29 protein-coding genes are annotated in these 18347 nt (G+C 67.3%); all 29 read left to right on the top strand.

Annotation, left to right across the window (positions count from 1 at the left end):
• Positions 1-54: 54 nt before the first annotated feature.
• The 29 genes from fusA (at position 55) to rpmJ (ending at position 18278) form a co-directional block, all read left to right on the top strand.
• Positions 55-2151 (top strand): elongation factor G, encoded by a 2097-nt coding sequence (gene fusA, locus ABZU91_RS19775; RefSeq protein ID WP_355242168.1) that lies wholly within the window; start codon positions 55-57, stop codon positions 2149-2151.
• 212 nt (positions 2152-2363) lie between these two features.
• Positions 2364-3557, top strand: coding sequence for an elongation factor Tu (tuf, locus tag ABZU91_RS19770; protein ID WP_355242165.1), 1194 nt, complete (start codon positions 2364-2366; stop codon positions 3555-3557).
• 350 nt (positions 3558-3907) lie between these two features.
• Positions 3908-4216 carry a 30S ribosomal protein S10 gene (gene rpsJ / locus ABZU91_RS19765; protein WP_007073037.1) on the top strand — a complete coding sequence of 103 codons (309 nt, stop codon included), beginning with the start codon at positions 3908-3910 and terminating at the stop codon, positions 4214-4216.
• Positions 4217-4227: 11 nt separating this feature from the next.
• A complete protein-coding gene (gene rplC, locus ABZU91_RS19760; protein ID WP_355242162.1) occupies positions 4228-4893 on the top strand; it encodes a 50S ribosomal protein L3 in 666 nt (221 codons plus the stop codon).
• Positions 4890-5540, top strand: coding sequence for a 50S ribosomal protein L4 (rplD, locus tag ABZU91_RS19755; protein ID WP_030329890.1), 651 nt, complete (start codon positions 4890-4892; stop codon positions 5538-5540). The genes rplC and rplD overlap by 4 nt, the downstream gene beginning before the upstream one ends.
• Complete coding sequence (gene rplW, locus ABZU91_RS19750) at positions 5537-5839, top strand: 50S ribosomal protein L23 (RefSeq protein ID WP_088998352.1); 303 nt, start codon at positions 5537-5539, stop codon at positions 5837-5839. Before rplD ends, rplW begins: the two co-directional genes overlap by 4 nt.
• Positions 5840-5851: 12 nt before the next feature.
• Positions 5852-6691 carry a 50S ribosomal protein L2 gene (rplB, locus tag ABZU91_RS19745; protein ID WP_355242158.1) on the top strand — a complete coding sequence of 280 codons (840 nt, stop codon included), beginning with the start codon at positions 5852-5854 and terminating at the stop codon, positions 6689-6691.
• 12 nt (positions 6692-6703) lie between these two features.
• The gene (gene rpsS / locus ABZU91_RS19740; RefSeq protein WP_007465299.1) at positions 6704-6985 is read left to right on the top strand and encodes a 30S ribosomal protein S19; all 282 of its coding nucleotides are present in this window, start codon (positions 6704-6706) and stop codon (positions 6983-6985) included.
• A 42-nt stretch (positions 6986-7027) separates the two neighbouring features.
• Positions 7028-7486, top strand: coding sequence for a 50S ribosomal protein L22 (gene rplV, locus ABZU91_RS19735; RefSeq protein ID WP_007465297.1), 459 nt, complete (start codon positions 7028-7030; stop codon positions 7484-7486).
• Complete coding sequence (gene rpsC / locus ABZU91_RS19730; protein WP_007465294.1) at positions 7486-8355, top strand: 30S ribosomal protein S3; 870 nt, start codon at positions 7486-7488, stop codon at positions 8353-8355. Before rplV ends, rpsC begins: the two co-directional genes overlap by 1 nt.
• 3 nt (positions 8356-8358) lie before the next feature.
• Positions 8359-8784 carry a 50S ribosomal protein L16 gene (rplP, locus tag ABZU91_RS19725; RefSeq protein WP_053653940.1) on the top strand — a complete coding sequence of 142 codons (426 nt, stop codon included), beginning with the start codon at positions 8359-8361 and terminating at the stop codon, positions 8782-8784.
• Positions 8784-9020 (top strand): 50S ribosomal protein L29, encoded by a 237-nt coding sequence (gene rpmC / locus ABZU91_RS19720; RefSeq protein WP_007465283.1) that lies wholly within the window; start codon positions 8784-8786, stop codon positions 9018-9020. The genes rplP and rpmC overlap by 1 nt, the downstream gene beginning before the upstream one ends.
• Positions 9017-9295 (top strand): 30S ribosomal protein S17, encoded by a 279-nt coding sequence (gene rpsQ / locus ABZU91_RS19715; protein ID WP_355242152.1) that lies wholly within the window; start codon positions 9017-9019, stop codon positions 9293-9295. Before rpmC ends, rpsQ begins: the two co-directional genes overlap by 4 nt.
• A 93-nt stretch (positions 9296-9388) precedes the next feature.
• Entirely contained in the window at positions 9389-9757 is a 369-nt protein-coding gene (gene rplN / locus ABZU91_RS19710; protein WP_007465279.1) for a 50S ribosomal protein L14, read from the top strand.
• A complete protein-coding gene (gene rplX, locus ABZU91_RS19705) occupies positions 9754-10074 on the top strand; it encodes a 50S ribosomal protein L24 (RefSeq protein WP_355242147.1) in 321 nt (106 codons plus the stop codon). The genes rplN and rplX overlap by 4 nt, the downstream gene beginning before the upstream one ends.
• Positions 10074-10640, top strand: coding sequence for a 50S ribosomal protein L5 (gene rplE, locus ABZU91_RS19700; RefSeq protein ID WP_355050758.1), 567 nt, complete (start codon positions 10074-10076; stop codon positions 10638-10640). Before rplX ends, rplE begins: the two co-directional genes overlap by 1 nt.
• 1 nt (position 10641) lies before the next feature.
• Positions 10642-10827, top strand: a complete 186-nt coding sequence (locus tag ABZU91_RS19695) for a type Z 30S ribosomal protein S14 (RefSeq protein WP_007073023.1) — start codon at positions 10642-10644, stop codon at positions 10825-10827.
• Positions 10828-10942: 115 nt separating this feature from the next.
• Positions 10943-11350 carry a 30S ribosomal protein S8 gene (gene rpsH, locus ABZU91_RS19690; RefSeq protein ID WP_007465270.1) on the top strand — a complete coding sequence of 136 codons (408 nt, stop codon included), beginning with the start codon at positions 10943-10945 and terminating at the stop codon, positions 11348-11350.
• Between the two features lie 16 nt (positions 11351-11366).
• Positions 11367-11909 (top strand): 50S ribosomal protein L6, encoded by a 543-nt coding sequence (rplF, locus tag ABZU91_RS19685; RefSeq protein ID WP_355242142.1) that lies wholly within the window; start codon positions 11367-11369, stop codon positions 11907-11909.
• Positions 11906-12295, top strand: coding sequence for a 50S ribosomal protein L18 (gene rplR / locus ABZU91_RS19680; protein ID WP_030329901.1), 390 nt, complete (start codon positions 11906-11908; stop codon positions 12293-12295). Before rplF ends, rplR begins: the two co-directional genes overlap by 4 nt.
• A 33-nt stretch (positions 12296-12328) precedes the next feature.
• Positions 12329-12943 (top strand): 30S ribosomal protein S5, encoded by a 615-nt coding sequence (rpsE, locus tag ABZU91_RS19675; protein WP_007465263.1) that lies wholly within the window; start codon positions 12329-12331, stop codon positions 12941-12943.
• The gene (gene rpmD / locus ABZU91_RS19670) at positions 12943-13125 is read left to right on the top strand and encodes a 50S ribosomal protein L30 (RefSeq protein ID WP_030329904.1); all 183 of its coding nucleotides are present in this window, start codon (positions 12943-12945) and stop codon (positions 13123-13125) included. The genes rpsE and rpmD overlap by 1 nt, the downstream gene beginning before the upstream one ends.
• A complete protein-coding gene (gene rplO / locus ABZU91_RS19665; RefSeq protein ID WP_355242137.1) occupies positions 13125-13568 on the top strand; it encodes a 50S ribosomal protein L15 in 444 nt (147 codons plus the stop codon). The genes rpmD and rplO overlap by 1 nt, the downstream gene beginning before the upstream one ends.
• Positions 13569-13800: 232 nt before the next feature.
• Positions 13801-15129 (top strand): preprotein translocase subunit SecY, encoded by a 1329-nt coding sequence (gene secY, locus ABZU91_RS19660; protein ID WP_355242134.1) that lies wholly within the window; start codon positions 13801-13803, stop codon positions 15127-15129.
• Positions 15130-15783, top strand: coding sequence for an adenylate kinase (locus ABZU91_RS19655; RefSeq protein ID WP_088950228.1), 654 nt, complete (start codon positions 15130-15132; stop codon positions 15781-15783).
• A gap of 88 nt (positions 15784-15871) precedes the next feature.
• Entirely contained in the window at positions 15872-16723 is an 852-nt protein-coding gene (gene map / locus ABZU91_RS19650) for a type I methionyl aminopeptidase (RefSeq protein ID WP_355242131.1), read from the top strand.
• Positions 16724-16916: 193 nt separating this feature from the next.
• Complete coding sequence (locus ABZU91_RS19645) at positions 16917-17492, top strand: DUF1707 domain-containing protein (protein ID WP_355242358.1); 576 nt, start codon at positions 16917-16919, stop codon at positions 17490-17492.
• Positions 17493-17851: 359 nt separating this feature from the next.
• On the top strand, positions 17852-18073 hold the full coding sequence (infA, locus tag ABZU91_RS19640) for a translation initiation factor IF-1 (RefSeq protein ID WP_007073013.1): 222 nt from the start codon (positions 17852-17854) through the stop codon (positions 18071-18073).
• A 91-nt stretch (positions 18074-18164) separates the two neighbouring features.
• Positions 18165-18278: a 50S ribosomal protein L36 gene (rpmJ, locus tag ABZU91_RS19635; protein ID WP_043965539.1), complete on the top strand. Its 114-nt coding sequence runs from the start codon at positions 18165-18167 to the stop codon at positions 18276-18278.
• Positions 18279-18347 lie beyond the last annotated feature (69 nt).

The raw sequence follows: 18347 nt of genomic DNA, 5'->3' as shown, positions 1-18347 counted from the left end.
CGGGCGCCGGAACCGCCACCAGTTGAGTCGAGACGACGATAAGTAGGGATTGAAGTGGCCGCCGCAGACGCGCTCGCCAACGTACGCAACATCGGCATCATGGCGCACATCGATGCCGGTAAGACCACGACCACCGAGCGAATCCTGTTCTACACCGGCATCACGTACAAGATCGGTGAGGTCCACGAGGGCGCCGCCGTCATGGACTGGATGGAGCAGGAGCAGGAGCGTGGTATCACCATCACCTCCGCTGCCACCAAGTGTGAGTGGAAGGGCCACACGATCCAGATCATCGACACGCCTGGCCACGTCGACTTCACGGTCGAGGTCGAGCGGTCGTTGCGGGTCCTGGATGGTGCGGTCGCGGTCTACGACGGTGTCGCTGGCGTGGAGCCGCAGACCGAGAACGTCTGGCGGCAGGCCGACAAGTACAACGTCCCGCGGATGTGCTTCGTCAACAAGCTCGACCGGACCGGCGCCGACTTCTTCCGCTGCGTGCAGATGATGATCGACCGGCTGAACGCCACCCCGCTGGTGCTCCAGATCCCGATCGGGCTCGAGGGCGACCACATCGGTGTCGTCGACCTGATCGGCATGCGCGCCCTCACCTGGCGCGGGGAGACCCAGAAGGGTGACGACTACGCGATCGAGGAGATCCCGGCCGACCTGGCCGACTCCGCGGCCGAGTGGCGCGAGAAGCTGATGGAGACCCTCGCCGACGTCGACGACTCGGTGATGGAGAAGTACCTGGAGGGCGAGGAAATCTCCGTCGAGGAGATCAAGGCCGCCATCCGGCGTGCCACCATCGCCGGCAAGGCCAACCCGGTGCTGTGCGGCTCGGCGTTCAAGAACAAGGGCGTCCAGCCCATGCTCGACGCCGTGGTCGACTTCCTGCCGTCGCCGCTGGACGTCCCGGCGATCGAGGGTACGGCCACCGACGGTGAGACCCCGCTGCTGCGCAAGCCGTCCAACTCGGAGCCCTTCTCCGGTCTGGCCTTCAAGATCCAGACGGACAAGCACCTCGGCAAGCTCACCTACGTGCGCGTCTACTCCGGCACGCTCGACTCCGGCTCCCAGGTGGTCAACTCCACCAAGGACCGCAAGGAGCGGATCGGCAAGATCTACCAGATGCACGCCAACAAGCGTGAAGAGCGTCCGTCGGCGCAGGCCGGCGACATCATCGCCGTGCAGGGTCTCAAGCAGACCACCACCGGCGACACGCTCTCGGACCCGGCGAACCCGGTCATCCTTGAGTCGATGACCTTCCCGGAGCCGGTCATCTCGGTGGCGATCGAGCCGAAGACCAAGTCCGACCAGGAGAAGCTGGGCACGGCCATCCAGCGCCTGGCCGAGGAGGACCCGACCTTCCGCGTCCAGCTGGACGAGGAGACCGGTCAGACGGTCATCTCGGGCATGGGTGAGCTGCACCTGGACATTCTGGTCGACCGGATGCGCCGCGAGTTCAACGTCGAGGCCAACGTCGGCAAGCCGCAGGTGGCGTACCGCGAGACCATCCGCCGCAAGGTGGACAAGGTCGAGTACACCCACAAGAAGCAGACCGGTGGTTCCGGCCAGTACGCCCGCGTCATCGTGAGCGTCGAGCCGCTGCCGCTGGACAACGACTCGCCGACCTACGAGTTCGCCAACGCCGTCAGCGGTGGTCGCATCCCGCGGGAGTTCATCCCGTCGGTCGACGCCGGTGCGCAGGACGCCATGCAGTACGGCATCCTCGCGGGCTTCCCGCTCGTCGGTGTGAAGCTGACGCTGCTGGACGGTCAGTACCACGAGGTCGACTCGTCGGAAATGGCATTCAAGATCGCCGGCTCGATGGTGATGAAGGACGCGGCCCGCAAGGCCGACCCCGCGTTGCTCGAGCCGATGATGGCCGTTGAGGTCACCACTCCTGAGGAGAACATGGGTGACGTCATCGGCGACCTCAACTCCCGCCGCGGCATCATCCAGGCGATGGAGGAGCGCAGCGGCGCCCGCATCGTGAGGGCTCTGGTGCCGTTGTCGGAGATGTTCGGCTACGTCGGCGACCTGCGGTCGAAGACCCAGGGCCGGGCTAGCTACAGCATGCAGTTCGACTCCTACGCCGAGGTTCCGCAGAGCGTCGCGAAGGAGATCATCGCAAAGGCGACGGGCGAGTAACTTCCCCGAGCAGGTGATTCGTGGTCGGTCGCGGGTGGTTTTCCCGCCCGCGGCCACCACGATCGGATCGCGTGAGACCGGGCCTGTAGGCTTCATCGCCGCAGAACCCACAATGGCTCTCCGGCCGTCAGGCCGGAAAGGCTGTCGACAGAGTCCTAAGCGCCGACCGGCGCGCCGGGCGTACGAACCAAGAAGTCCACAGGAGGACACCAGTGGCGAAGGCTAAGTTCGAGCGGACTAAGCCGCACGTCAACATCGGCACCATTGGTCACATCGACCACGGTAAGACGACGCTGACGGCGGCCATCACCAAGGTCCTGCACGACCAGTACCCGGACCTGAACCCCTACACGCCGTTCGACGAGATCGACAAGGCGCCGGAGGAGAAGGCCCGCGGCATCACGATCTCGATCGCGCACGTCGAGTACCAGACCGAGTCGCGGCACTACGCGCACGTGGACTGCCCCGGCCACGCGGACTACATCAAGAACATGATCACCGGTGCCGCGCAGATGGACGGCGCGATCCTGGTGGTCGCGGCGACCGACGGCCCGATGCCGCAGACCCGTGAGCACGTGCTGCTCGCGCGTCAGGTTGGCGTGCCGTACATCGTCGTGGCGCTCAACAAGAGCGACATGGTCGACGACGAGGAGCTCCTGGAGCTCGTCGAGCTCGAGGTCCGCGAGCTGCTCTCCTCGCAGGAGTACCCGGGTGACGACCTGCCGGTCGTCCGGGTTTCGGCGCTGAAGGCCCTCGAGGGTGACCCCGAGTGGACCGGCAAGCTGCTGGACCTGATGACCGCTGTCGACACCTCGATCCCGCAGCCGGAGCGCGAGGTCGACAAGCCGTTCCTGATGCCGGTCGAGGACGTCTTCACGATCACCGGTCGTGGCACCGTCGTCACCGGTCGCGTGGAGCGCGGCGTTCTCCTGCCGAACGAGGATGTTGAGCTCGTCGGTATCAAGGAGAAGAGCTTCAAGACCAAGGTCACCGCGATCGAGATGTTCCGCAAGACCCTGGACGACGCCCGCGCAGGCGAGAACGTCGGCCTGCTGCTGCGTGGCACCAAGCGCGACGAGGTCGAGCGCGGCATGGTCGTCGTGAAGCCGGGCTCGAACACCCCGCACACGGAGTTCGAGGCGACGGTCTACATCCTCTCCAAGGAGGAGGGTGGCCGCCACACCCCGTTCTTCCAGAACTACCGTCCGCAGTTCTACTTCCGGACCACGGACGTCACCGGTGTCGTCACCCTCCCCGAGGGCACCGAGATGGTCATGCCGGGTGACAACACCACCATGTCGGTGAAGCTGATCCAGCCCATCGCCATGGAGGAGAACCTCAAGTTCGCGATCCGCGAGGGTGGCCGCACCGTCGGCGCCGGGTTCGTCACCAAGATCCAGAAGTGACCTGGGTAACCCCGATTAGACCCGCCGCCGGTCGTGCGGCATACTAGTCAGGTTGCGTAACGACAGATCGTCGCCTGTGTTCGGCTTGCGCTGAACCTCCGGGTGGCGGGACAGTCGAGCGTAGGGTGGTTGGCGGCCCAGTCGCCAACCACCCTCGCACGGCGTTCAGGTCGCGGTAGTGCGATCGGCGCCTTGACCCACCGCGCGGTCAGCACCACTCCGGAAGCTCGGGGCGGAGCCTGGCCCGAGGGCGCGACACGCCCGACCGCGGGGGTCGGCGAAGTGGGCCTGTGCCAGCCGGTGCAGGCGCCCGCAACACAGCGGCATCGAGAGAAGGAACAGAAGCCACCATGGCGGGACAGAAGATCCGCATCCGGCTCAAGGCCTATGACCACGAGGTCGTCGACTCCTCGGCTAGGAAGATCGTCGAGACGGTGACGCGCACCGGGGCGCAGGTCGCGGGCCCGGTGCCGCTGCCCACGGAGATCAACCGTTTCTGCGTTATCCGCTCGCCGCACAAGTACAAGGACTCGCGCGAGCACTTCGAGATGCGCACGCACAAGCGGCTGATCGACATCATCGACCCGACCCCGAAGACGGTCGACTCGCTCATGCGCCTCGACCTGCCGGCTGGCGTCGACATCGAGATCAAGCTGTAGGGACCGGACAAATGGACAGGCAAGTCAAGGGGATCCTGGGCGCCAAGCTCGGCATGACCCAGGTCTGGGACAACAACAAGGTTGTTCCCGTGACCGTGGTCGAGGCCGGCCCGTGCGTCATCAGCCAGGTTCGTAGCGCCGAGAAGGACGGTTACTCCGCGGTCCAGCTCGCCTACGGCACGATCGACCCGCGCAAGGTCAAGAAGCCGGTCAGCGGGCACTACGCGAAGGCGGACGTGGCGCCGCGCCGGCACATCGTCGAGCTGCGCACCACGGACGCCGGGGAATACTCGCTGGGCCAGGAGGTCACGGTCGAGGAGTTCCCGATCGGCGTCACGATCGACGTCACCGGCAAGACCAAGGGCAAGGGCTACGCGGGCCCGATGAAGCGGCACGGCTTCCATGGTCTGCGCGCCAGCCACGGTGTCGAGCGCAAGCACCGCTCGCCCGGTTCCATCGGCGCCTGCGCCACCCCGGGTCGTGTCTTCAAGGGCACCCGGATGGCCGGCCGCATGGGCGGCGTGCGCTTCACCGTGCAGAACCTCACCGTCCAGGCGGTCGACACCGAGAACAACCTGCTGCTCGTCCGGGGTGCCATTCCTGGTCCCAAGGGCGCGCTGGTTCTGGTCCGTACCGCGGCCAAGAGCAAGGTGAAGAAGGGCGGTGCGGCCAAGTGACCACCGTTGACGTGCGCACCGTCGAGGGCACCACCAGCGGCTCCGTGGAGCTGCCGGCGGACATCTTCGACGTGCAGGCCAACGTCGCGCTGATGCACCAGGTCGTGGTGGCCCAGCTCGCGGCGGCCCGACAGGGCACGCACAAGGCCAAGACCCGCGGCGAGGTCGCCGGTGGCGGCAAGAAGCCGTACAAGCAGAAGGGCACCGGTCGCGCCCGGCAGGGCTCGATCCGCGCGCCGCAGTTCGCCGGCGGTGGCGTGGTGCACGGTCCCGTGCCGCGTGACTACAGCCAGCGGACCCCGAAGAAGATGAAGGCCGCCGCGCTTCGCGGTGCCCTCTCCGACCGGGCCCGCGCCGGCCAGGTGCACGTCGTCGAGGCGTTCGTCTCGGGCGAGAAGCCGTCGACCAAGGCCGCCCTGGCCACGCTGACCAAGCTCACCGAGGCCCGTCGGGTCCTGGTCGTGCTGAGCAGCACCGACGAGCTGAACTGGGTGTCGCTGCGCAACGAGCCGCGGGTGCACCTGATCGAGTCCGGCCAGCTGAACACGTACGACGTGCTGGTGGCCGACGACGTGGTCTTCACGAAGGACGCCCTGGACGAGTTCCTGGGTGTGCCCGCCGAGACCACCGAGGAGGGTGGCAAGTGAGCACGATCGCCGACCCGCGCGACATCATCGTCGCGCCGGTCGTCTCGGAGAAGAGCTACAGCGAGCTGAACCGGAACTGGTACACCTTCCTGGTGCACCCGGACGCGAACAAGACCGAGATCAAGATCGCTATCCAGCAGATCTTCGACGTCCGCGTCCTGACGGTCAACACGCTCAACCGCCAGGGCAAGCGCAAGCGCACCAAGACCGGCTTCGGTCAGCGCAAGGCGACCAAGCGGGCGATCGTGAAGCTGGCTGACGGTGACCGTATCGAGGCCTTCGGCGGCCCGGTCAGCTGAGGGGTGTAGACAATGGCTATCCGTAAGTACAAGCCGACGACGCCGGGCCGTCGTGGCTCCAGCGTCGCCGACTTCGCCGAGATCACCCGGTCCACGCCGGAGAAGTCGCTGCTGGCTCCGTTGCCGAAGAAGGGCGGGCGTAACGCCCACGGCCGGATCACCACGCGGCACCACGGTGGCGGTCACAAGCGCCAGTACCGTCTGATCGACTTCAAGCGGGTCGACAAGGACGGCGTGCCGGCGAAGGTCGCTCACATCGAGTACGACCCGAACCGCACGGCGCGCATCGCGCTGCTGCACTACGCCGACGGCGAGAAGCGGTACATCCTCGCGCCGAAGGACATAAAGCAGGGCGACCGCGTCGAGTCCGGTCCGGGCGCCGACATCAAGCCGGGTAACAACCTGCCGCTGCGCAACATCCCGGTCGGTACGACGATCCACAACGTGGAGCTGCGTCCGGGTGGCGGGGCCAAGCTGGCCCGCTCGGCCGGCGTCGGCATCCAGCTGCTCGGCCGTGAGGGCGCGTACGCGACCCTGCGTATGCCGTCCGGCGAGATCCGGCGTGTGGACGTGCGCTGCCGCGCCAGCATCGGCGAGATCGGCAACGCCGACCAGTCGAACATCAACTGGGGTAAGGCTGGCCGTATGCGGTGGAAGGGCAAGCGCCCGACCGTCCGTGGTGTCGCCATGAACCCGGTCGACCACCCGCACGGTGGTGGTGAAGGTAAGACCTCCGGTGGTCGCCACCCGGTCAACCCGCAGGGTAAGCCCGAGGGCCGCACCCGCCGTAAGGGCCAGGCGAGCGACAAGCTGATCGTCCGCCGCCGCTACGCCACGCGTAAGCGCGGCTGAGGGAGATAAGACATGCCTCGCAGCCTGAAGAAGGGCCCGTTCGTCGACGACCACCTGCTCAAGAAGGTGGAAGTCCAGAACGACAAGGGTTCCAAGAACGTGATCAAGACCTGGTCGCGGCGCTCGACGATCATCCCCGAGATGCTCGGGCACACGATCGCCGTGCACGACGGACGCAAGCACGTCCCGGTGTTCGTGACCGAGGCGATGGTCGGGCACAAGCTCGGCGAGTTCGCGCTGACCCGCACCTTCAAGGGTCACGAGAAGGACGACCGGAAGAGCCGTCGGCGCTGACGCCGCCAGGCATACGGATAGAGGGAACAAGGGGTTACAGCGATGCCAGGAAAGGGCGACGCTCCGGTGCTTCCGGGCGCGCGGGCGGTTGCGCGGCACGTGCGCATCTCGCCGATGAAGGCGCGCCGGGTGGTCAACCTCGTCCGCGGCCTGCCCGCGAAGGAGGCGCTCACGGTGCTGCAGTTCGCGCCGCAGGCTGCGAGCGAGCAGGTGTACAAGGTGCTCGCTAGCGCGATCGCCAACGCGGAGAACAACGAGCGGCTGGACCCTGACGCGTTGCTCGTCAGCGAGGCGTTCGTGGACGAGGGCCCGACGATGAAGCGGTTCCAGCCGCGGGCGCAGGGTCGGGCGTACCGGATCCGCAAGCGCACCTGCCACATCACCGTGGCGGTCGAGGCGGTCGCGCCGGCAGCGCCGAGGAAGGCCGCGGCCAAGAAGGCCGCTCCGGCCACGGAGGCCGCACCGGCCGAAGCGCAGAGCAAGACGGAGGATGCCGAGTAATGGGTCAGAAGGTTCACCCCACTGGGTTCCGGCTCGGCATCTCGACCGACTGGAAGTCCCGCTGGTTCGCGGACAAGCTCTACAAGGACTACATCGGCGAGGATGTCAAGATCCGCCGCATGATGTCCAAGGGCCTCGAGCGTGCCGGGATTTCCAAGGTCGACATCGAGCGCACCCGCGACCGCGTCCGGGTCGACATCCACACCGCCCGGCCGGGCATCGTCATCGGCCGTAAGGGTGCGGAGGCCGACCGGATCCGCGGCGAGCTGGAGAAGCTCACCGGCAAGCAGGTCCAGCTCAACATCATCGAGGTGAAGAACCCCGAGTCGGACGCTCAGCTCGTCGCGCAGGGCGTGGCCGAGCAGCTGTCCAGCCGGGTCAGCTTCCGTCGGGCGATGCGCAAGGCCATGCAGTCGGCGATGAAGAACCCGGTCTGCAAGGGCATCCGGGTTCAGGTTTCGGGTCGCCTCGGCGGCGCCGAGATGAGCCGGACCGAGTTCTACCGTGAGGGCCGGGTTCCGCTGCACACGCTGCGGGCCAACATCGAGTACGGCTTCTTCGAGGCTCGTACCACGTTCGGTCGGATCGGTGTGAAGGTCTGGATCTACAAGGGCGACGCCGTCCCGGGCCGGGAGGCTCCGGCCGAGGCCGGTCCGTCCCGCCCGCGTCGTGGTGAGCGTGGCGACCGTCCCGAGCGTCCGCGCCGTGGTCGGTCGGGTTCGTCCGGCACCACGGCTGGTGGCACCGAGGCCGGTCGCGCTGCTGCGACCACCATCGCGCAGCAGGCCGAGACGCCGAGCGGCGAGCCGGTCGACAGCGCAGCTGTCGCCGCCGCTGCTGCTCCGGCAGAGACGCAGCAGGAGGGCTGACAGATGCTGATGCCGCGCAAGCCCCCGAAGGGCTTCCGCAAGCCGCACCACCCGGACCGCAGTGGCGCGTCCAAGGGTGGTAACCGGGTGGTGTTCGGCGAGTTCGGGATTCAGGCTCTCGAGCCGGCGTACGTGACGAACCGGCAGATCGAGTCGGCACGTATCGCGATGACTCGCCACATCAAGCGTGGTGGCAAGGTCTGGATCACGATCTTCCCGGACCAGGCCCTCACCAAGAAGCCCGCCGAGACCCGGATGGGTTCCGGTAAGGGTTCGCCCGAGTGGTGGGTCGCCAACGTCAAGCCGGGGCGGGTTCTCTTCGAGATGTCCTTCCCCAACGAGCAGACCGCGCGAGAGGCCATGCGTCGCGCGATCCACAAGCTCCCGATGAAGTGCCGCATTGTTACGCGCGAAGTGGGTGAATCCTGATGGCAGCGGGCGTTAAGGCGACCGAGCTGCGTGAGCTCTCCGAAGAGGAGCTGGTCACGAAGCTGCGGGAGGCCAAGGCGGAGCTGTTCAACCTCCGCGTACAGGCCGCAACCGGGCAGCTGGACAACAACCGGCGGTTGCAGGTCATCCGTCGGGAGATCGCCCGGATCTACACGATCATGCGTGAGCGCGAGCTGGGGCTCTCGGCCGCGCCGACTGAGGTGACTGCATCATGACCGAAGAGACTGCCACCGCCGCCGCGCGGTCGCGCCGCAAGGTCCGCGAGGGCCTGGTGACCAGCGACAAGATGGACAAGACCGTCGTTGTCGAGGTCGAGGACCGGGTTCGGCACGCGCTGTACGGCAAGATCATGCGCCGTACGGCCAAGCTGAAGGTGCACGACGAGCAGAACGCCGCTGGCACCGGTGACCGGGTTCTCATTATGGAGACCCGGCCGCTGAGCGCCACCAAGCGTTGGCGGATCGTGGAGATCCTGGAAAAGGCCAAGTAGCGAAGGCTCGAGCCCGGCGCTGCGTCGGGCGTAGGTTCCGCCAGGCTCCGGCCGCTCCGGCGGCCGGAGAACCGGCAGACATAGGAGATAGACGTGATTCAGCAGGAGTCGCGACTGCGCGTCGCCGACAACACGGGTGCTCGGGAGATCCTGTGCATCCGGGTTCTCGGTGGCTCGGGTCGGCGCTACGCGAGCATCGGCGACGTCATCGTGGCCACGGTCAAGGACGCGATCCCGGGTGCCGGTGTGAAGAAGGGCGACGTCGTCAAGGCTGTCGTCGTTCGCACGGCCAAGGAGAGGCGGCGGCCGGACGGCTCGTACATCCGCTTCGACGAGAACGCCGCCGTCATCATCAAGGACGGTGGGGACCCGCGCGGTACCCGCATCTTCGGCCCGGTGGGTCGGGAGCTGCGGGACAAGCGGTTCATGAAGATTATTTCCCTCGCGCCGGAGGTGTTGTGACCGTGAAGGTCAAGAAGGGCGACACGGTCGTCGTCATCGCCGGCAAGGACAAGGGTGCCAAGGGCAAGGTCATCGCGGCCTACCCGCGGCAGGACAAGGTCCTGGTCGAGGGCGTGAACCGGGTCAAGAAGCACACCCGAATCAGCACCACCCAGCGTGGCGCCAAGACCGGCGGCATCGTCACTCAGGAGGCCCCGATCCACGTCTCGAACGTGCAGGTCCTGGACTCCGACGGCAAGCCGACCCGCGTCGGTTACCGGTTCGACGACAACGGCCAGAAGGTCCGCATCGCGCGTAGCACCGGTAAGGACCTGTGATGACCACGGCTACCGAAAAGACCATGCCGCGCCTCAAGGAGCGGTACCGCAACGAGATCGTGGCCCAGCTGCGTGAGCAGAACAGCTACGGCAACCCCATGCAGGTGCCGCGGCTGGTCAAGATCGTCGTCAACATGGGTGTCGGTGAGGCTGCTCGCGACGCCAAGCTGATCGACGGCGCGGTCCGCGACCTCGCCACGATCACGGGCCAGAAGCCGCAGGTGCGGCGGGCGACCAAGTCCATCGCGCAGTTCAAGCTCCGCGAGGGCATGCCGATCGGCGCGAAGGTGACCCTCCGCGGCGACCGTATGTGGGAGTTCCTGGACCGGCTGCTGTCCATCGCGCTGCCGCGTATCCGTGACTTCCGCGGTCTGGACGGGCGCAAGCTCGACGGGCACGGCAACTACACGTTCGGTCTGACCGAGCAGTCGGTGTTCCACGAGATCGACCAGGACAGGATCGATCGCCAGCGGGGCATGGACATCACGGTGGTCACCACCGCCACGACTGACGACGAGGGTCGGGCGCTGCTCAAGCTCCTGGGCTTCCCGTTCAAGGAGAACTGAGATGGCCAAGAAGGCGCTGATCCTCAAGGCGGCCGCGAAGCCGAAGTTCTCGGTTCGCGCGTACACCCGCTGCCAGCGGTGCGGGCGTCCGAAGGCGGTCTACCGCAAGTTCGGGCTCTGCCGGGTCTGCATCCGGGAGATGGCCCACCGCGGTGAGCTGCCGGGTGTGTCCAAGGCTTCCTGGTAAGGGCGACCGCTTCCTGGCTCCGGCCGGGAACTCCTGTACCGATTAGGTATTGCTCTTCGCCGTAGGCCCGGGGCTGATGCCCCGGGAACCCCGGCGAGAAAGGCTGACGAAATCCATGACGATGACCGACCCGATCGCAGACATGCTCACGCGTCTGCGTAACGCCAACCAGGCGTACCACGATCAGGTGAAGATGCCCTACTCCAAGATCAAGGCGAACATCGCCGAGGTCCTGAAGGCCGAGGGTTACATCGCCACCTGGTCGGTCGAGGAGCCCGAGGAGGGCGCCGTCGGCAAGCGACTGGTCGTCGAGCTGAAGTACGGCCAGAACCGGGAGCGGAGCCTGGCCGGCATCAAGCGCGTGTCCAAGCCCGGTCTCCGGGTGTACGCCAAGTCGGACGGGCTCCCGCGGGTGCTCGGTGGGCTGGGCGTGGCGATCATTTCGACGTCCCAGGGACTGCTGACCGACCGGCAGGCCCGCAAGCGGAGTGTTGGCGGGGAAGTCCTCGCCTTCGTCTGGTAACGGGAGACTGGTAGAAATGTCGCGAATTGGACGTAAGTCGATCCCGGTGCCATCCGGCGTCGACATCACGATCGACGGGCAGACCGTCAAGGTCAAGGGCCCGAAGGGCGAGCTCCAGCACACCATCGCGGAGCCGATCACGGTCGAGCGCGCGGAGGACGGGCAGCTGAACGTCAACCGCCCGAACGACGAGCGCAAGGCCAAGGAACTGCACGGCCTGAGCCGTACCCTGGTCGCCAACATGATCGTCGGCGTGACCGAGGGCTACCGTAAGAGCCTGGAGATCGCCGGCACCGGTTACCGGGTCACTGCCAAGGGCTCGGACCTCGAGTTCGCGCTCGGGTTCTCGCACCCGGTGGTCGTCCCCGCCCCGGCGGGCATCACCTTCACGGTGGAGCGGCCGACCCTGTTCCACGTGGCCGGCATCGACAAGCAGCAGGTCGGTGAGGTCGCCGCCAACATCCGGAAGATCCGCCCGCCGGAGCCCTACAAGGGCAAGGGCGTCAAGTACCAGGGCGAGGTCATCCGCCGCAAGGCTGGAAAGGCAGGTAAGAAGTGAGCGCCACGCTGCTCAAGCGCCGCCGCGGCGTCGCCGCCAAGCGCGCCGTTGGGCGTGCGCGTCGGCACTTCCGCGTCCGCAAGAACGTCAGCGGTACGGCCGAGCGTCCGCGCCTGGTCGTCACCCGTTCGCTGCGGCACATGGTCGCCCAGATCGTCGACGACACCAAGGGTCACACCCTGGCGTCGGCGTCGACCCTGGACGCCTCGCTGCGCGGTGCGGAGGGCGACAAGAGCGCCCTCGCCGGCAAGGTGGGCGCCCTGCTCGCCGAGCGGGCCAAGGCCGCCGGCGTCTCCAAGGTCGTCTTCGACCGCGGTGGCAACCGGTACGCGGGGCGAGTCGCCGCGCTTGCCGACGCTGCCCGCGAAGCCGGGCTCGAGTTCTAACAACCCCGTCACGAGAGATAAGGAAGGCTGCTGATGCCAGGTCAACAGCGCCGTGGCGGCGGGTCCGGTGGCAACGAGGGTGGTCGCCGCGACAACCGCCGTGAGGGCGGCCGTGGAAACGCGCCCGTCGAGAAGACCCCGCACCTTGAGCGGGTCGTCGCGATCAACCGCGTCGCCAAGGTCGTGAAGGGTGGTCGTCGCTTCAGCTTCACCGCCCTGGTGATCGTGGGCGACGGCGACGGCACGGTCGGCGTGGGCTACGGAAAGGCCAAGGAGGTGCCCGCGGCGATCGCCAAGGGTGTCGAGGAGGCCAAGAAGCACTTCTTCAAGGTTCCGCGGATCGGCCAGTCGATCCCGCACCCGGTGACGGGTGAGGACGCGGCCGGCGTGGTGCTGCTCAAGCCGGCCTCGGCCGGTACGGGTGTCATCGCCGGTGGTCCGGTGCGTGCCGTGCTGGAGTGCGCGGGTATCCACGACGTGCTCTCCAAGAGCCTCGGCTCGTCCAACCCGATCAACATCGTGCACGCCACCGTGGCGGCCCTGAAGGGGCTTGAGTCCCCCGAGCAGGTCGCGGCGCGTCGTGGCCTGCCGGTGGAGGACGTCGCGCCGGCCGCCATGCTGGCGTCGCGTGCGGGGGTGGCGCGCTGATGGCACGCCTGAAGGTCACCCAGCTCCGGTCCGGTATCGGGACCAAGCAGAACCAGCGTGACTCGCTGCGTTCGCTCGGTCTCAAGCGGATCAACGACGTGGTGGTCAAGGAGGACCGGCCCGAGATCCGCGGCATGATCTTCACGGTCAACCACCTCGTGAAGGTCGAGGAGGTCGAGTAATGACGATCAAGGTGCACCACCTGCGCCCGGCGCCAGGTTCCAAGACCGCGAAGACCCGTGTGGGTCGCGGTGAGGGTTCCAAGGGCAAGACCGCCGGTCGCGGTACCAAGGGCTCCAAGGCCCGCAAGAACATCTCGGCGGCGTTCGAGGGTGGGCAGATGCCCATCCACATGCGTCTGCCGAAGGTGAAGGGCTTCAAGAACAGGTTCAAGGTGGTCTTCCAGGTGGTCAACCTGGACCGGCTCGCCGAGCTGTTCCCGAACGGCGGCCAGGTCGGCCCGCTCGAGCTGGTTGAGGCCGGCGCGGTCCGCAAGGGCCAGCCGGTCAAGGTCCTCGGCACCGGGGACCTTGGCGGGGTGGCGCTCCAGGTGTCGGCGCACGCGTTCAGCGCGTCGGCCAAGGAGAAGATCGCCGCCGCCGGTGGCTCCGTCACCGAGCTGTAAGGCGTACGACCTCGGCGCCCGTCCAGTTGCGAGCAACTGGCGGGCGCCTAGGTCTGCCTGGGGCCCATGCGCCCGGTAATATCGGAATCGGTTTATGTAGCCGGGCGCACCTGCCCGGAGCGGGACAGGGCTGTTAGAGTCCCATCCCAGCCATGGATTCCGGGCACTCGCCCGGGATGCACCCCGACCCGCCAGGGATCACCGGCGGCCCGCCTCGCGCAGGAGGAAGAAGTTGCTGTCCGCCTTTCTCAGTGCGTTCCGTACGCCTGACCTGCGCAAGAAGCTGCTGTTCACAGTAGGCATCATCGCGGTCTACCGGCTGGGTGCCACGCTGCCCAGCCCGGGCGTCTCGTACGGCAACGTGCAGAAGTGCCTTGACTCCATCTCGGGCGATACGACGGGCCCGCTGAATCTGCTCAACCTCTTCTCCGGCGGGGCGCTGCTCCAGCTCTCGGTCTTCGCGCTGGGCATCATGCCCTACATCACCGCGTCGATCATCCTGCAGCTGCTGACCGTCGTGATCCCGCGCCTCGAGCAGCTCCGCAAGGAGGGCCAGGCCGGCCAGGCGAAGATCACGCAGTACACCCGCTACCTGACGCTGGGCCTTGGTGTGCTCCAGGCGTCGGCGTTCGTGGCCCTGGCCCGTTCCGGCCAGCTGTTCCAGAACCGTTGCGACCAGTTCCCGATCATCCCCGAGGGCACCGGCATCCCGGACTGGTTGACGCTGGCCATCTTGGTGATCACCATGACCGCCGGCACCGGCATGGTCATGTGGCTCGGCGAGCTGATCACCGACCGCGGTGTCGGCAACGGCATGTCGGTCCTGATCTTCACCTCGATCGCGGCCCGGCTGCCCGGCGAGGGCTGGCAGATCAAGACCAGCAAGGGCTGGGACATGTTCGCCCTGGTCATCGCGCTGGTTCTGGTGGTCATCACCGCGGTCACCTTCATCGAGCAGGCGCAGCGCCGGATCCCGGTGCAGTACGCCAAGCGGATGATCGGCCGGCGGATGTACGGCGGCACCTCGACCTACATCCCGCTCAAGGTCAACCAGGCGGGTGTCATCCCGGTCATCTTCGGCTCGTCGCTGCTCTACCTACCGCAGCTGGCTCTCCAGTTCTTCGACCAGAACGACCCCGGCAAGATCCAGGCCTGGATCCAGAACAACCTGGTCGCACCGGCCAGCCCGATCTACATCACGGTCTACTTCCTGTTGATCATCTTCTTCACGTACTTCTACGTGTCGATCACGTTTAACCCGACCGAGGTCGCGGACAACATGAAGAAGTACGGCGGGTTCGTGCCGGGCATCCGTCCGGGCAAGCCGACCGCCGACTACCTGGACTTCATCCTCAGCCGGATCACCCTGCCGGGCGCGCTCTACCTGGGCATCATCTCGATCCTGCCGAACTTCTTCTTCATCTGGCTGGACAACCAGCAGTACCAGAACTTCCCGTTCGGTGGCACCGCTGTGCTCATCATGGTCGGCGTCGGTCTGGAGACCGTGAAGCAGATCGAGAGCCAACTGATGCAGCGGAACTACGAAGGGTTCCTGCGGTAGATGAGACTCGTTCTGGTTGGCCCGCCCGGCGCGGGCAAAGGCACACAGGCCGAGTTCATCGCCGCACACCTCTCGGTGCCCAAGATCTCGACCGGGGACATCTTCCGGTCGAACGTCACCCAGGGCACGCCACTCGGTGTCGAGGCAAAGCGCTACATGGACGCTGGCGAGCTGGTCCCGGACGAGGTCACCATCAACATGGTCCGGGATCGGCTGGCCGAGCCCGACGCCAGCGAGGGCTTTCTGCTCGACGGCTTCCCGCGGACCACTCCGCAGGCCGCCGCTCTGGACAAGCTCCTCGCTGACCTGGGCACCGCGCTGGATCTGGTCCTGGAGCTGGTGGTCGACGACGACGAGGTGATCCGGCGGCTCTCCGGCCGGCGTACCTGCCGGGGTTGCGGCAAGATCTGGCACGTCGAGTTCGACGCCACCACCCGTCCGGGCATCTGTGACCGGTGCGGCGCCGAGCTGTTCCAGCGCGACGACGACAAGCCGGAGACCATCGCGACCCGTCTGCGGGAGTACAGCGAGAAGACCGCCCCCCTGGTCGACTACTACGGCGCCCAGGGCAAGCTGGTCGGGATCGACGCCACGGGCCCCGTGGAGGACGTCACCACCCGGGCCATCGACGCGCTGCGGTCGTACGGCGGCTGAGGTCCCGCCGCATCGCGGCGGATAGAGTGCGAACAGCGGGGTACGCGAGACGTGCCCCGCTGTTTCGGCAACGAAAGGTAACCGCTCCATGCGTCGTCCCCAGCTGGACATCCAGCTGAAGACCCCTGACCAGATCGAGATGATGCGCGCCGCCGGTCTGGTGGTCGCCGAGGCCCTGCGTCGCATGCGCGAGGCGGTGGCGCCGGGCGTGAGCACCGCCGATCTGGATGCCATTGCCGAGTCGACGATCCGGGAGGCGGGTGCCGTCCCGTCGTTCAAGGGGTACCACGGCTTCCCGGCGTCGATCTGTTCCTCCGTGAACGAGCAGATCGTGCACGCGATCCCCGCGCCGGACCAGGTCCTGGCCGACGGCGATCTCATCTCGATCGACTGCGGCGCGGTGCTGAACGGTTGGCACGGCGACTCCGCGATCACCGTCGGGGTCGGTGACGTCGATCCGGCGCTGCTGAAGATGGCCGAGGTCGCCGAGGACGCCATGTGGGCCGGCATCGCCGCCGCTGCCCGCGGTGCGGCCAACGGCAAGGGCCGCCTCACCGACATCTCGCACGCCGTGGAGACCGCCGTTCGCAAGGGCGGCCGTTACGGCATCGTCGACGGTTACGGCGGGCATGGCATCGGCACTGAGATGCACCAGGATCCGCACGTGCTCAACCATGGCCGGCCGGGCAAGGGGCCGCGTCTGGTCCCCGGCATGGCGCTGGCGATCGAGCCGATGATCACCATGGCCTCGCCGCGCACGGTCGAACTGGCCGACGGCTGGACGGTCGTCACGCGGGACGGGTCGATCGCGGCGCACGTCGAGCACTCGATGGCGCTGTTGCCCGACGGCGTCTGGGTGCTCACCGCCTTCGACGGGGGCCGAGCCCGCCTGGGTGGCCTCGTGACGGCCCGCCAGCCCGCCGAGTCGACGACCTCCTGACCTCCGGCCCCGCCGGCGACCCTCGCCGCGTGACGCCAGCGCCAGCGTGTCGATCGACTCCGTATCGCCGCTGTGGCGGCATCAGATCGCTGGATCACCCTGAGATCGACGATGTGGTCCCGGGGCCGCCCGGCGGGTCGGGCACCGCTGGCGCGGCGGTGGCATGCTTGCCGGCATGGGCGGGCGCGACGAGATGCGGGCGGCGGACGCGGACCGGGAGACGGTGGCCGAGCGGTTGCGCTTAGCGCTCAACGAGGGCCGTCTGGACCTGCACGAGTACGACGAGCGGCTGCAACGGGCGTTTGCCGCGCGCACGTACGGCGAGTTGGACGCGCTGCTGACCGATCTGCCGCCGGTGATGCCGAAGCAGCGGTCTGCCCTGGAGGCGGTGCCGGCCGCCGGTGTGCCGGTCGGCAGTCCCGACGAGCCGGCCGCCGGTGTGGTGCGCAGGGTGACCGCCCGGTGGTTGGCTGAGGTCTGGTTGCCGTACCTGCGGGTGATTGCCGTCGTGGTGACCGTCTGGGCGGTGACCTCCCTGCTCAGTGGCGAGCTGCTGTACTTTTGGCCGGTCTGGGTGGCCGGGCCGTGGGGGGCGGTGCTGGCGATCCGCACGGTCGCGGGCCTGACCCGGGGTGAGCCACGACGTGAGGCCATCGAGCGGGAGCGCCGCCGCCAGCGCAAACGAGCCAAGCGCGAGCGCCGCCGCGAACTGCGAGCCACCGACCCAGACGAACCACACGATCCCCCCAGAACCCCCAGAACCCCCTGACCACCCCACCCACCGCCCGACCACCCCCCACCCACCCCCCACCCACCGCCCCACCCACCCACCCACCCCCACCGTCGATCATGAAGTTGTTGTCGCGACACGCCGTGATTGAGGGCAACAACTACATGATCAACGCGGTTTGGCGGCGCGGTTGAGCGCGGGTGGGGTGGCCGGTTTTGCGACGGCCCGCAGGCGGGCGTACACTTTCAGATCGGCGCACAGCGTCCACTCCGGCATGCCCACCCTGCGCTTCGGTGGGAGCTGGAGCCGCGGCTGGCGCGGGCTTCTGATTCTGATCAGATTTCCGTGTAAGACGTTGTGGGCCGCCCGGAGCAATCGACGTCAGGACAGCGGAGGACATGCCGAAAAAAGACGGAGCCATTGAGATCGAGGGTCGGGTCATCGAGCCCCTGCCGAACGCCATGTTCCGGGTAGAGCTCGCGAACGGCCACAAGGTGTTGGCTCACATCAGCGGCAAGATGCGGCAGCACTACATCCGCATCCTTCCGGAGGACCGGGTCGTCGTCGAACTTTCGCCGTACGACCTGACCCGCGGGCGCATCGTCTACCGCTACAAGTAGTCCTGACGACGGCCGGGAAGTCCCGTGTCCGTCTTCGACGTCCGGTGTCGCGCATGGCGCGTCCCCGGGCCAGATGGGGAGTAAGGCAACCGTGAAGGTCAAGCCGAGCGTCAAGAGGATCTGCAACAAGTGCCGGGTTATCCGCCGGCACGGCCGGGTCATGGTCATCTGCAGCGACCCGCGCCACAAGCAGCGCCAGGGCTGACTCAGTCCCACCGGCCGTGATACGGCCGGTCGGATCGGTCCCGGCCGCAGATCCAGGCAGCACAGCACA

The organism is Micromonospora sp. NPDC005174 (genome assembly GCF_040608495.1).
GTDB lineage: Bacteria > Actinomycetota > Actinomycetes > Mycobacteriales > Micromonosporaceae > Micromonospora.
This window is presented reverse-complemented; position numbering and strand designations above follow the sequence as displayed.